This is a genomic window from Actinoplanes sp. NPDC051343, assembly GCF_044455125.1.
Taxonomy (GTDB): Bacteria; Actinomycetota; Actinomycetes; order Mycobacteriales; family Micromonosporaceae; genus Actinoplanes.
Genome location: NZ_JBITEL010000005.1, coordinates 527,115 through 539,644 on the forward strand (window position 1 = coordinate 527,115; position 12,530 = coordinate 539,644).

Below are 12,530 nucleotides of genomic sequence, written 5' to 3' on the forward strand. Positions count from 1 at the left end.
TCCTATCGGCCGTAGGCAGTGCGGGTGGTGCCGATCGAGCGGCTGTCGCGGCCGGCGGCGTGGCTCGCCCGGATCCGGGCCGAATCGGCGGTCTTGGCGGCCTCGCGCCGGTCGGCCTGCTCGCTCTGGCGGGTGTGGTTGGCGACGGCGTCTTCTGCGGAACGGTTGGAGCGGAGCATGATGGGGGCCTCTCCTAAGGTCTGATGGGCCGATGGGAGGGCCGGCGGTACGGCGCTGCTTTGGTCGGTTTGGGCCGTGCCGCCGGGCGGTGCTATCCGTGTCGAGAGAGGCGCCGGTCGGGCTGCGAGGAGGCGTACTTCAGGCGCCGCGGGAGGTCCCACGGCTTGCCGTTCGCCAGCGCGTCAAGCGACGCGGACAGGTACTCGGCGATTCGCTGCCGGTCGGCGTGCTCGTCGTTGAGCGCGTTCTCAGCCCAGTCGTGCAGGTTGGCCAGGTCGACGCGCAGGTTGTGCAGTTCGGCGTGCGCTTCGTGGATCTCGGTCATCGCTCGTCTCCTCACGCAGCGGCCGCGAGCAGCTCCGGCGTTTCCGCAGCAAGCGGGGCCGGCGACAGCGGGGCGGCGACCTTCACCGCGGCGAGGTGACGGCGGGCGGTCGACACCGACACACCGGCCTTCTCAGCGATCTGCGAGACGCTCGCGCCAGGCAGCTTTGCCGCGGCCTTCGCAACCTTCTCGGCCGACGCAGGCCGCGTCGCCACACGCTTGACACGCGGCTTGGCAACCGGGGCGGTCTCGGCCTCGATCGCAAGCGCCACAACGGGATCCGGGACGCTCACCGGCGCAGGAACGGCAGCCGGTACAGGCGTGGCAGCAGGCGTGGGGTCGGCGATCGTGCGGATCCGGCCGCCGATCTCGACGAGGCTGATCGAGGCGACCACGATCAGGCCATCCACGCTGAACGGCAGCAGGTGCGCGCTCACGCTCGTCTCGCCGTAATGGGCCGCGACACCGGCCATGTGCCAGTACGACACCCACGCCGCGATGCCCGCGATTACCGCGGTAGCGGCGAGGCGGGCGTACGAGGCCGGCCCGCGGCGGGCCGGGATCCGGGAGATCAGCTCGACGGCCAGCAGCAGTGATAGCGGCGACCACGCCGAGATCGCCCGGCTGATCGGGTTGTCACCGGCATGCAGCACGTTGCCGGCCAGCGAGGCTGCGATGCCGAGGGCGAACACACCCCGCACGCCCCAACCCACGCGGCGAAGACGCTTGATGTCCTGGGTCATCACGCCACCTCGCGAAGGGCGACGGGACGTGCGGCCAGCTCAGCGGCCACGCGGGTGACACGAGCCTCAGCCCGACGCAGACGCCGCCAGTCCAGCGGCGTCGGGCCGCCGTGCTCGGCGGCGTAGATATTGGCGATCTCGGCATCCAGCAGCGACAACTCAGCCTCGATCAGCGGCCACTGGGCCTCGATCGCGGACAGGTCGGCGCCGGTCGGTTCGTCGTCATGCCGGGGGATAGTCACGCGTTCCTCCTAGGACGGGATCGCTCGGTGGCGATCCACGAAGGCTCCGTCTACCCCCCTAGACAGCGCCACTGCGATGCGGGGCGCGTCGTCTAGGGGGGTAGACACCAAAGTAAGCGGCTAGTCTGTATCCGTCAAGGGGGGCTAGACAGTGAGTAGAAGTCGCACGGATGTGGACAACAGCACAGACGCCGTTGCTCGCATCGCCGCAATCAAAGATCCTTTTGATCTGTTGCGGGCCGCGACCGCACAGCTATCGGTCGCACAGCAACAGGTCACCGAGTTATCCCGCTTACGACGACGCACCATCCAGGATCTTCACGAGAGCGGAATGTCCTACGCACAGATCGCCGAGGCGGCCGGGCTCAGCCGTGGGCGTATCCATCAGATCCGACACGGAGGCCCAGCACCTGAGGCGGCCTTCCTCGGCGTTGGGCAGGTGACCATCGCCACGCCGCTCAAGCAGGAAGCAATCAAGGGGCGACCGGTCGTTGCTGTTGAGGACGTCACCGGTGCACAGCGCCTTGGCGACTACGCCCGTAGCGTTGGCCTTGAGCCGTTCTTCGAGAACGTGCCCGTGGGCGGTGCGATCGACCTCAATCGACCCAATCTCGTCGTGATTTGCGGCCCGCGGCTTTCGGAGCCTGTCGCCGCAACCCTCGCTCAAGACTCAGCGCTGCAATTCGAGCGTGCGGCAGATGGCGTATGGACCCTCGTCGACCGGCGCAGTGGCGCGGTCTTCCGGTCAGGTCAGGATACGACGCCGGCACTAGACCAGGACTACGCATATCTCGGGCGACTTCGCCGGCCCGACGGTAAAGGATCCGTCCTTGTTTTTACCGGCATTCATCCACCCGGTTCTCTAGGGGTTATCCATCTGCTGACCGCCAGGCTCGCCGAACTATTCGCCGAGGTCCACGCCTCGGAATTCTCCGTTATTGTCAGAACAGATTTTGATCCCGATACCCGTGAACCTATAGCCGTTGATTTGGCAACCCCAATCCATCGTTTTGAGGAGGTCTAATGCGAGTCGCTATGGCGACGAGGCCAGCCACCGACGCTCACGAAAACGAGGATTTCGTAGCCGCAATCCCGAATGCCGTTGTTCTTCTCGACGGGGCTGGCCTCTCTGGCACTGACAGCGGTTGCAATCACGGCGTAGCCTGGTTTTCGCGTAACCTGGGTTCGACTCTAATTGCTCGACTGACGGCGGGTGACGGTGGCGAACTACCGGAGTTGCTAGCTGGCGCGATTAAGACCGTCGCGGATTCACATGCTCATACGTGCGATCTGGCCCACGTCGGCACCCCGAGCGCGACAGTCATCATTGCGCGAATACGCAACGGCCAACTTGAGCATTTAGTGCTCGCTGACTCTGTCTTGGTGGTCCGGCAGCGCGGCGGCTGTGAGCAAGTGATCTGCGATACGAGAGAAGCTGATGCTGCACGCCCGTTCCGTGACGCAATGACCAGCGTTCCGCACGGGACCCCAATGCATGAGGAAGCTCGGCGCGTTTTTATGAGCAAGATTCGCGACTTTCGCAATAAACCGGGAGGATTCTGGGTTGCCGCAGCAAACCCGGCAGCAGCCTATGAGGCGCTTCTGGGGCATCATCCGATCGACCAAGTGCAGGATTTCGCATTGCTTAGTGACGGGGCAAGCCGAATGGTCGACCGCTTCAACCTCGCCACATGGACTGACACCCTCGCCCTGCTCGACGACCAAGGTCCGGCGGCCCTGATCGCCGAGGTCCGAGCGGCCGAGCGCTCTGATCCAGAGGGGACACGCTGGCCGCGCGGCAAGACATACGACGACGCCACGGCGGCTTATTGCGCGATCTCATAGGGGTCTGACAGGGGGACACCACTGTCACTGGTGTCCCCGACAGGCTCTGAACTGGGAAGATGTGAGTGACGGCCAGCCGCCGCTGTCACTTCACTCCACGTCTGTCACGGTAGTGACCGCTACGTCACCGGGGCAACTGCCGTCACTCTTGTCACTCAATACGTGCTGAGCTGCAAAACGTGAGTGACGCGACCGGGCGCGACTGTCACCCGGGGGGCCTGGCGCTTCCGCTAGATCACGAGCAGCGAATGCCGCTGCCCCTGTCACCGTGTCACTCACGTCACTGGTGTCACCCGATAACCGCTGAACTGGGAAAACGCCGGTGACAGGTTCTCGGGGCCCCGTCACTCGCGCTAGTACATACGTTCGATTAGTCTGCCCGCATGGCTGTGTTGGGTCGATGGTGGAACGGGGTCTGGGGCCGACTCGGACGCCGGGACATCTGGCTCTCAACCAGCTACAGGGTCACGGCCCGGCAGGGACACTCCGACGGCAAGATCCTTCAATGGGACTTTGACTCGGAAGAGGCAGCCCGCGACATGGTCGACCGACTGAGGATGGCCAACGGGCCGGGTGAATGGCGGGAGATGGACCTCGGCACGACGTCCGCGGCGCCGACGGACCCCCCGTTCGAAAAGCCAATGAAGAGTGGGCGAACCAGATCACATTCCAGCGATCTGGACGACCGAACCCGCTAGCTGATAGACGGCTCGGCCAATCCCCCGCTATCAGCGAGCGTATCGAACACTCACGCCTCTCGGTGTTTATCACTTGGATGAATTCTTCTCAGCCTTCCGGGCGCGCACACCTATCGAACGACTAACCGCATAGACGCCTGCAGTGAGGCCGCTTCCGGCACCGAACATAGTCAGGCCGGGAACGATGTTCCCAGTATCGGCATAGTGCCAAGCCAGTACGGTGAGCGCTGCGACGTTTAGTAGACCACCCACCAACCCAAAAATCTGCGTAAGCCAGAGGCGGGTCTCCATCTTTCTTCGGTGAGCCGCGTCTTCCTCCTCAACCTTCCACTGCATTTTGGCGCGCTCGCGCGCCAGCGCCATAACGTCCTCCGCAATGTGCGGAGCCACCAAATGCCACTGCGCGGCCTTGTCCCACGGCGACAATCCCTCCCACGACGAAGAATCGGGATCCGTCTTCACGCGGCACCTACCGGAACATCGGGCGTCGATGCGGGCGAGGCTGAACTTTCGGGAGGTGGTCCGAGGAGATTTAGAATGGCATTTAAGTCATCCGTAGCCTCGTCGACCATAGAATCGCGAGAGCGAGCCGGCTCGACCGATCTCCTGCGCAGCGAGGCGCGCATGACGGCTATAAATGCTCTCCACCGGGACAACCGGCCCGTTCGTCCCAAAAGTTGATGTGACTCACCGCTAAACTCGGCAGGCGGGGCATCCTCGAAAAGAGCTTCCGCCGAGTCATCATCGTAAAAGAGTACAGATTGCGGAACTACTAGGAGGGGCCCTGGGTTTGAAGAAGGCAGATATTGCGAGGCATCTTGAACTTTGAATATCGCCCGCAGTTCTTCCTTCTCTTTCTCAACAAGCTTTACTCGCCTTTTTTCAGCGTCCGCAATCGCCAATCCAGCCGAGTCCAGCTGATTGATGGCATCCATGACTATGTCGAGTTTTGAACCATCGACCTGCATTTGACTGATCAGAATATGATTTGACGAATAGGTCGTCTCCGCCAAGGTTAATAGAAAGAGAATTCGCCCATAGAGGTAGACCATCTCATCATCGCCAGACCCGAAAGACTTCGGAGTCTCTTTCCTCATAAGAGATTTATCATAATGCAGGCTAAATAGGTGACGGTGACTGCGAAGGAGCCTACGGGCAGCCTGAATTTGATCTTCCGCCGACGGCGGCGGCGAATTCTGGTCCATTGTGTAACTGTCGCCCTAAGCGCGGCACCAGGTCAAGGTACTGAGGGTTATATGGCTGATCATCTATCGGGGGCGAGCCAAGTCGGCGACCTCAGATGGCAGGCGCACGCAGCCTCTGGCACCACCACCTCGGAGGCTCGGGCATCGCCCCCCTTGGTCACGCTATCCATTCGGGTGCGAAGCGATCGGGATCCCATCGCTTCCGCGGATCGGCCGGATTGACCTTGACGGAGTGCAGGGTGGCGCTGAGCACAGCACGTCGCTGCGAGACGTTCATGAGCTCCCAGCGCTCGTACATCTCTTCCAGCGTGCCGACGAAGCCGCGGAGCACGTGCCGGCGGGACTCTCGGGCCGCGGCGGCCCGGTTGCGCTCTAGCCGCTGCTCAACGACCACGCGGGCGGCCATCCATTCTCGGCGAGTAATCTCCTTGCGGGCCCACTGCTGGGCCAGCTCTTCGAGCTGTAGTTCGTCGTCCTTGACCGCGTCGGATGCCTCGGATCCGAGGGCCTGCCGGGACCGTAGCCGTTCGATGAAGTCGGGTGAGTCCAACGCCACGATGACCAGGTCGCGGATGTGGTCATCGGTTCGCTGTGTGTTCGTGGCGGTCTTGCCGCACGAGTCGTAGCCAGGGGCGTTGGAGCACACGTAACGCGGCACGCCCGACCTCGGCCGGCCGACGAGACGCGCGCCGCAGTGGCACACAAGTAGGCCGGTCAGGAGGTAGCTGTTCATGCGCTGGCCGGGCTGGCGGGTCTGCCGGTCAGGGTCCGTGAGGATCGCGCGTACGCGGTCGGACTCGTCCGCGGTGATGATCCCGGGCCAGACTGCATCGGCCACGATGTCCCCGATGATCGGGCGCGTCGTCTCCCAGTTGCTCCGCGGAGTGTGCTCGCGGCGACCGCTGATCCTCGCCCGGCAGAGAAGCTGCCGGAGGCTCGTGACCTTGAAGCTGTTCCCCGCGGTCGTCGTGATGCCGCGCTGCGTGAGGTCGCGGACGATGCTCGCCAGTGACTCCATGGCCAGCACGCGGAGGACGCACTCCCGGATGATCTCGGCTTCCTCGGGGACGATGGTCACCCGGTCAGCTTCGTAGCCGAACGGACGGTATCCTCCGCCGGCAACCCTCCCGGCCTCGGCCGCTTGCCTACGCTGGCGTTTCTGCCGCTCTGCCTTGTGCTCGGCTTCGTGCCGAGCGGCGGCGCCGAGCATCCGGGCAACCAGGCGGCCCGTGGGCGTGCTGAGGTCGACGTCTCCCGTGACCGTGGCCAGCTCGACACCGTACTTGTCGGCGAGATCGATTACGTCTTCTAGCTCCCGTGGCGACCGCGTCAGCCGGTCGACATGCCACCCGACGATCGCGTCAACAGTGCCCGCTCGGACGTCGGCCAGTAGACGCGACCACGCCGGGCGCGGTGCACCCGAGTAGGCGCTGACGTCATTGTCGGGGTAGACCTCAACGACCACCCATCCCCTACGCTCACAGAGGGTGCGGCAGTCTTCCTCCTGGCGGGCTACACCAAGCCCTGCTCCGGCCCGGTCCTGGCTGATCCGGCAGTAGATCGCAGCACGCATGACAGCGACCATACGCCGATGGGTCACATAGCTTAAGCCCTGTCCCCGGGCAAGTAAGTGACCGGATTCCCACCCTAATTGCGATGACCTGCATCGCGAAGCGCGCTAGAGCACCGATATCCACCTGAATGCTCAGGAAGTAGGCAAGAGATAACCCTCGTGGAAGGATCCTTCCATGAAGGCCACCTTTACACGCTGGGCACTGTTCGGGGTTCTACTGCCTCTCCTGCCGATCGCCTCCCGGATACTAACCGGCTGGATTGACGGCAACGCCATACCGACGTTCGTAGACCTGTTTGAAAATGGCGATCTTTTGGTTCTTGCCATCGTGGTGTCTGCGGCCGGTATCGGTGATCTCGTATTCGATGTGAACCAAACCAAAGCCGAGTGGTCACTTAGGCAGGCAGTCACGGTTTCCCTTGCCTTGATCACGATCATCATTGCGGTCCTAATTTACGGATTACTAAGCCTGAGACAGGACTCAATCCGGAGTGATATCAGTTATTCTGACACCAAGCTTCGAGGGTCGCAAATGAATGATCAATCCGCAGCCAAAGACTTGGTCAATGAGGCGGGTACCGAAAGCATGTCGGCCCATCGCCTTCATCTTGCCGTCGAAAGTCGCAACATCAACGACATAGTAAGAGCGGAAGCAGAGTTGCGGACTAACGATGTGAACCTTACGAAAGCGGCGGGAGAAGTGACTAACTATCGGGACGTTGCTCTTCTCGGAAATCAGCTATCATGGCAAAAGGAGCAGTTAGCGCGCATTAGCTCTGCCACGGCTTTAATTTCTGTAATACTGTTTTCGCTCAGCCTCTTCATCGGGGCCATGTGCATTTTCGCATCAGAGCCAAGAAAGCCTCAAAAGATAAAGAAATCATTGGCCGCTGCGGCTACGTCTTGAGCCTTCTCGCGCAGGCTGGTTGGGTGTCGCGACGAAATCGCTAGAGTGCGTTCGACGCCTCAAGCGCGCTCAGGGCGACACATTCTAAAGCCGCGCGCCCCGAGAAATTCATGTGCTCGATTGCCTACACTTAACTACAAGCTGAGCGCCACTCAATCATGCCTAGCTTCCGGTGATCTGGCGGATATTTTCCACGGTCGTGGCAACAGGTCCTGACAGCTCTGCTGCGCCTCGTGCAGCCTTAGTCAAACCGGTCCAGAGCCGAGTCCACCAGCTGACCATTCTTTCCTTATCCTCGTCACCGGCACCACGAGAATTGAGCGTTGATCTGAAAGTGAAGGAATCCAGCGCCTTCGCAATTCCTTCATATCCGCCAATTCGAACATTCAGTATCGCCCACTCGACATCTCTAAGCCGATTGATTAGCTCACGTTTTAGGTCAGCCGGAAGGCCAGAAGCGGCTATCTCGTCGATAACGGCTCGCACAAGCTCAACTAAGCTCTTCGCGTCTTCTTCAGGAACGACCGGCTCGGCTTGGCGTTGGCGCCGGAGCGCACGGGCACATGTCTTCAGGCTGTACACTGTTGCTGCCGAAAGCGTCCGTTGAAACAACTCCATTTGGCTATTTCCGACATGTCCAAAACATCCAAGAAAGACCTCGATGTTAGGCCATTCTTCTAAGAGATGATCTGGGTCTTCATCATCTGGAAGCGCCCTCACTTGAAGAGCGACTTGCTGGGCCAATTCGGTTAGTTCTGACGCACAACGGAGAACGCCGCCTACTTCGTCAATGCCGAAGATCCGTTTCCACTCTTGGAGGGCGGGCTGCTGTGCGTCAGCATATAGTGCTGACTCAACATAGAAGGCGAGACGCCCTGCGGTGGTATTGAAGTCATCCTCGTTCATTCCAGAGATTCTACGGGTGAGCCGAGCGCTAACTTTGCAACGCCAACAGGAGTCACCCTCCGCTACTGTGAGTCGGACAATCGTCCATTTTGGGTAGAAGGAGCTAGGCGGATGGACTGGGGGGATGCGCCGACCTGGGCAGGATCTGCGGTTTCGATCGGCGGCGCAGTCATCGCGGTGTGGGCGGCGGGAAGTAGCCGGCGATCGGCCAACGCTGATGAGCGGATGGCCGAGCATGAGCACACGCCTGTGTTCACCGCGCTGGTGGAGGACGTCAATGGGAGCGACACGGGTACTGGGGGCTGGCAGCGACTCGCGTTGCAACTGGTGGAGCCGCTGGACCTGGATGAGGTCCGGGTAGAGCTGCTGACGGCTGGGGTGATGTTTCCGGATAGCCAGGATGGGGTTGAGGTTGGTGCACCTCGTGGCAGTGCTGTCCACTCGCCCGGCGGTGTGGTGACCGGGCTGGCCGTCGGTGATCGCGCAAGATGGCGGGTTGACTTCGCGGACATGGAGGTTGGTCCTGATGCCGTTCCGCCAATCGGCGAAGTCGAGTTGCGGGTGACGGCCAAGGCGGGAAGGTCGAGCTGGCGAGTACTCGTCAAGGCCGAGGTTGAGGCGGTGCGGAAGCAACGGGAGTGGCAAGCCGCGATTGGCAAGATGACCACAGGCCAGAGGTATACACGCAGACTTTAAGCACATGGCACGTCGGGATGGGTCGCCGCGCAGGTCCTCTCATGGGTCACACAGATAAAGCCCTGTCCCGCAGATATCAGTTGCCCCTCGAACCGATGTCCGCCCTCAAGTAGGGGGCTCGCGCGATAGCCGCTGCATGCGGCTGCTCTCTCTCGTCCGCGCGGCCTTGTTTCTCGTGGCAATCATCTATATGCCTGACAGCGCGTTTATCCTGGCCTATCAAAGTCTTATGAGGCTACTCGTTAACGAGACACTTTCATGACAAGCCCGTCCGCCTCCTGGGTGCCGGTGACAGGTCACGAAGGACTACTCGAATACCGGAGTGCATCCGATGGCGTTGTCGTCATGCGCCTGGTTGGCACGGATCGTGACGGCCGAGCCCCTGGAATGCGCCCCGTCTTTAAGGCCTTCGCCGGCGTGGAGCCGGACCGGCCGGACAAGATCGTGATCCTTGCCAAGGTCACGGGACACACGAACGAGGACTACAAGAACCTCGGGCAAGCAGTTGCCGCGGCCGGAATTGCTGAGCTAGTCACAGTCGGAGATAGCGCGCACGGGCCACTGCGAGAGGGGGCCAAACAGGGAAGTCACAGCATCATTGTGACGTCTGGCAAACAGGATGCTGTCACGGCATACCACCTGATGCTCACAAGACGTCTCGGGCAACGGAACGTGATTCTCTGTGGGGCAGGCCTTCGAGAGCTTGCCGATCGCCTGGTTGACGAGCGGCCGACAACGCTTTGAGTTGAAGACCATGGCTAGTATGGGTCACATTTTTCGAGCCCTGTCCCCAATGGCATGACCTGCCCCGTCGGTGTCGCCAAGACCGCTTAGCAACGGCAGGCCACCGGGCTGACGGCCCGGTGGCCTTGGCCGACCGAGCACCCCGAAAATCTGTACAGACTTCGCGCCAGTCTGCCTATACTTCGAGCATGACTGCCGTACCGTTCACCGACGCCCGCAACCGCCTCTCGGAACTCATCGACGCGGTGGCCTCGACACATGAGCGGATAGAGATCACGAGGCACGGCCATGCCGCCGCGGTGCTCATCTCCGCCGATGATCTCGCGGCATTGGAAGAGACCCTGGAGGTCCTGTCCAGCGCCGAAGCCATGCGGCAACTTGCCGAATCCAAAGCAGCGGTCGAAGCCGGTGACGTCCTCGACGCCGACGAGTTGGCAGCACTGATGGCGAAGCGATCGAAGCGGGCACGGTGACCGCGCCGAGCCCCGGCCGCTACCGGCTTCAGGTGGCCGGACCGGCCGCACGCGCCCTGGCCGGACGGCTGCCGGAGAAAATCGCCGCGGCCGTGTACGAGTTCATCACGACCGCCCTCCTCGACAGCCCGCATCGGGTCGGCAAACGACTTCTTCTGCCCCCGTTCGAAGGCACCTGGTCGGCCAGACGGGGCACGTACCGAGTCCTCTATGAGATCGACGAAGACGACCACGTCGTAACCGTGACGGCGATCGAGCACCGTGCGGATGCATACCGGTCGCGCTGATTCAATACGGCACATGTGTCGAGCCTCGTTCCCAACGGCATGAACTGCCCCGTCGGTGTCGCCAAGACCGCCAGCTGACGACAAACGGGCGCCCCGACCGGGGCGCCCGTTGGCGCGAGACGATGACCTCGGGAGCTGACCAGAATGCGCCGCTACGCCAAGCCGATCGTTGTCACGGATGATCTCGCACTGCTGCGCGGCCGGATCACCGGCGTTGTGACCCTCCCATCCCACCTCGACTGGTCCGGTTCGGCGGACTACAAGCTCGAGGCTCCCGATCGCACGGTCGACCTCTACCGCACGGTCCTGATCGAGGCCACCAAGCCGGACGACCTGCACGCGTTCCTGGACCGCGCCACCCTCACTCGGCTCTGGCCAACGCTCTGGCTCCCGGCTGACCTTCGCCGGGCGTGGGAGGAACGCTTCCCGCAGCTCAAGGACACCGCCTCCAGGGCGGCAGCCGCATAGGGTTTCGCCACGGGCCGAGATCGCCCTGACGGCCGCGGGCCCCGAACACGGACTTGCCCTCGCCGGCGGCTACGCGGTGCGCGTCCACGGCATGGGCGACCGCCCGAGCGGCGACGTGGATCTGTTCATGGACTGGCAACGCCGCGCCCACTTTCCCGCCGTCACCGAGCTCGTGTCCAGGCCCTCACCGACACGGTCGCACCCCAACGACCCGACCCCCTACCCCAGTTCCGCCGGGATCGTTACGACGTCGACCAAGGCGTTCTTGCGTAGCAACGTGATCGGCAGGCTCTGGCCGATGGCCGGGCCCAGCATGAGCCGTTGGAGGGCCTGCACGGTCGAGGTCGGCTGGCCGCCCGCTGTGATCAGGATGTCGCCCAGGTAGATGCCGGCGCTGCCGGCCGGGCTGCCCGGGACGACCTCGACCACTCTGAGCCCCAGTTTCTGGCCGAGCCGGTCGGCCAGCTGCGGCGGCAGCGGGGTGGGTACGCCCGCGACGCCGAGCCAGGCCCGCCGGACCTTTCCGGTGCCGACCAGCTCGCCGATGATCGTGCGGGTGGTGCTGTTGATCGGCACGGCCAGGCCCAGGCCGTACCCGGCCACCGCCGTGTTGATGCCGACCACCGTGCCGGTGGAGTCGGCCAGGGCGCCGCCTGAGTTGCCCGGGTTGAGCGCCGCGTCGGTCTGGATGACGCTGTCGATGATGCGGACCCGCCGGCCGTCGCGGGCCGGCAGTGACCGGCCGAGGCCGGAGACGACGCCGGCGGTGACCGAGCCGGCCAGCCCCATGGGGTTGCCGACCGCGACCACCAGCTGGCCGATCCGCAGGGTGTCGGCGTTGCCGAAGAGAACCGCCGGCGCGCCCGGGTTGTGTACCCGGACCACGGCGAGGTCGGACAGCGGGTCGGCGCCGACCACGTCGAACTTCGTCTCGGTGCCGTCGGCGAACGCGGCGGTGCCGCTGTGCGCGCCGGCGACGACGTGGGCGTTGGTGAGGAGGAATCCGTCGTCGGTGAAGGTGACTGCCGACCCCGCGCCGGCACCCTGCGGGGTGCGCACGGACAGGGCGGCCACCGAGGGCAGCAGGTGCGCGGCGACGCCGGTCACGACCTCGCTGTACGCGTCAAGCGCCCCGGCTTCGACACCCGTGTGTTCGGTATCCATGTCGCAGTCAACACGGGCGGGAGGGTCGTCGATGCCCGGCCGCCGTCCGCCCATGGCGAACACTGCCGGTTACA

The 12,530-nt window shown here is 63.2% G+C and carries 16 protein-coding genes and 1 pseudogene; 7 read left to right on the plus strand and 10 right to left on the minus strand.

The annotated features are described in order from the left end of the window. Positions 1-2 precede the first annotated feature (2 nt). From ACIA5C_RS19830 to ACIA5C_RS19845, 4 genes are all read right to left on the minus strand, one after another. Entirely contained in the window at positions 3-179 is a 177-nt protein-coding gene (locus ACIA5C_RS19830; protein WP_396056544.1) for a hypothetical protein, read from the minus strand. A gap of 92 nt (positions 180-271) precedes the next feature. After that, the gene (locus tag ACIA5C_RS19835) at positions 272-505 is read right to left on the minus strand and encodes a hypothetical protein (protein ID WP_396056546.1); all 234 of its coding nucleotides are present in this window, start codon (positions 503-505) and stop codon (positions 272-274) included. Positions 506-516: 11 nt separating this feature from the next. Beyond that, positions 517-1,248, minus strand: a complete 732-nt coding sequence (locus tag ACIA5C_RS19840; RefSeq protein ID WP_396056548.1) for a DUF2637 domain-containing protein — start codon at positions 1,246-1,248, stop codon at positions 517-519. Then, positions 1,248-1,490 (minus strand): DUF6284 family protein, encoded by a 243-nt coding sequence (locus ACIA5C_RS19845; protein ID WP_396056550.1) that lies wholly within the window; start codon positions 1,488-1,490, stop codon positions 1,248-1,250. The genes ACIA5C_RS19840 and ACIA5C_RS19845 overlap by 1 nt, the downstream gene beginning before the upstream one ends. Positions 1,491-1,662: 172 nt before the next feature. Between ACIA5C_RS19845 and ACIA5C_RS19850 the strand changes: the two genes are divergently transcribed. Both ACIA5C_RS19850 and ACIA5C_RS19855 read left to right on the plus strand, forming a co-directional pair. Then, entirely contained in the window at positions 1,663-2,514 is an 852-nt protein-coding gene (locus ACIA5C_RS19850; protein ID WP_396056552.1) for a sigma-70 family RNA polymerase sigma factor, read from the plus strand. 11 nt (positions 2,515-2,525) lie between these two features. Further along, positions 2,526-3,335 carry a protein phosphatase 2C domain-containing protein gene (locus ACIA5C_RS19855; RefSeq protein WP_396056554.1) on the plus strand — a complete coding sequence of 270 codons (810 nt, stop codon included), beginning with the start codon at positions 2,526-2,528 and terminating at the stop codon, positions 3,333-3,335. Between the two features lie 767 nt (positions 3,336-4,102). On the opposite strand, the gene ACIA5C_RS19860 is transcribed toward ACIA5C_RS19855, so the two are convergent. The 4 genes and pseudogenes from ACIA5C_RS19860 to ACIA5C_RS19875 all read right to left on the minus strand — a co-directional run. Then, positions 4,103-4,495, minus strand: a complete 393-nt coding sequence (locus ACIA5C_RS19860; protein WP_396056556.1) for a hypothetical protein — start codon at positions 4,493-4,495, stop codon at positions 4,103-4,105. Then, complete coding sequence (locus tag ACIA5C_RS19865) at positions 4,492-5,238, minus strand: hypothetical protein (RefSeq protein WP_396056558.1); 747 nt, start codon at positions 5,236-5,238, stop codon at positions 4,492-4,494. Before ACIA5C_RS19865 ends, ACIA5C_RS19860 begins: the two co-directional genes overlap by 4 nt. 157 nt (positions 5,239-5,395) lie before the next feature. Then, positions 5,396-6,316 (minus strand): recombinase family protein, encoded by a 921-nt coding sequence (locus ACIA5C_RS19870; protein ID WP_396056678.1) that lies wholly within the window; start codon positions 6,314-6,316, stop codon positions 5,396-5,398. A gap of 105 nt (positions 6,317-6,421) precedes the next feature. Continuing rightward, positions 6,422-6,823, minus strand: a pseudogene (locus ACIA5C_RS19875) (recombinase family protein); the annotation flags it as partial. A gap of 163 nt (positions 6,824-6,986) precedes the next feature. Between ACIA5C_RS19875 and ACIA5C_RS19880 the strand changes: the two are divergent. Continuing rightward, positions 6,987-7,718, plus strand: coding sequence for a hypothetical protein (locus ACIA5C_RS19880; RefSeq protein WP_396056560.1), 732 nt, complete (start codon positions 6,987-6,989; stop codon positions 7,716-7,718). Between the two features lie 162 nt (positions 7,719-7,880). On the opposite strand, the gene ACIA5C_RS19885 is transcribed toward ACIA5C_RS19880, so the two are convergent. Beyond that, entirely contained in the window at positions 7,881-8,624 is a 744-nt protein-coding gene (locus tag ACIA5C_RS19885) for a hypothetical protein (protein ID WP_396056562.1), read from the minus strand. A 111-nt stretch (positions 8,625-8,735) separates the two neighbouring features. Here ACIA5C_RS19885 and ACIA5C_RS19890 point away from each other — a divergent pair, with 111 nt between their 5' ends. The 4 genes from ACIA5C_RS19890 to ACIA5C_RS19905 all read left to right on the plus strand — a co-directional run bounded on the left by ACIA5C_RS19890 (position 8,736) and on the right by ACIA5C_RS19905 (position 11,292). Then, positions 8,736-9,320: a hypothetical protein gene (locus ACIA5C_RS19890; RefSeq protein WP_396056564.1), complete on the plus strand. Its 585-nt coding sequence runs from the start codon at positions 8,736-8,738 to the stop codon at positions 9,318-9,320. A gap of 932 nt (positions 9,321-10,252) precedes the next feature. Next, positions 10,253-10,537 carry a type II toxin-antitoxin system Phd/YefM family antitoxin gene (locus tag ACIA5C_RS19895; protein ID WP_396056566.1) on the plus strand — a complete coding sequence of 95 codons (285 nt, stop codon included), beginning with the start codon at positions 10,253-10,255 and terminating at the stop codon, positions 10,535-10,537. Next, a complete protein-coding gene (locus ACIA5C_RS19900; RefSeq protein WP_396056568.1) occupies positions 10,534-10,824 on the plus strand; it encodes a type II toxin-antitoxin system RelE/ParE family toxin in 291 nt (96 codons plus the stop codon). Before ACIA5C_RS19895 ends, ACIA5C_RS19900 begins: the two co-directional genes overlap by 4 nt. 144 nt (positions 10,825-10,968) lie before the next feature. Beyond that, positions 10,969-11,292 (plus strand): hypothetical protein, encoded by a 324-nt coding sequence (locus ACIA5C_RS19905; protein WP_396056570.1) that lies wholly within the window; start codon positions 10,969-10,971, stop codon positions 11,290-11,292. A 219-nt stretch (positions 11,293-11,511) separates the two neighbouring features. On the opposite strand, the gene ACIA5C_RS19910 is transcribed toward ACIA5C_RS19905, so the two are convergent. Then, positions 11,512-12,456: a S1C family serine protease gene (locus tag ACIA5C_RS19910; protein WP_396056572.1), complete on the minus strand. Its 945-nt coding sequence runs from the start codon at positions 12,454-12,456 to the stop codon at positions 11,512-11,514. Positions 12,457-12,530 lie beyond the last annotated feature (74 nt).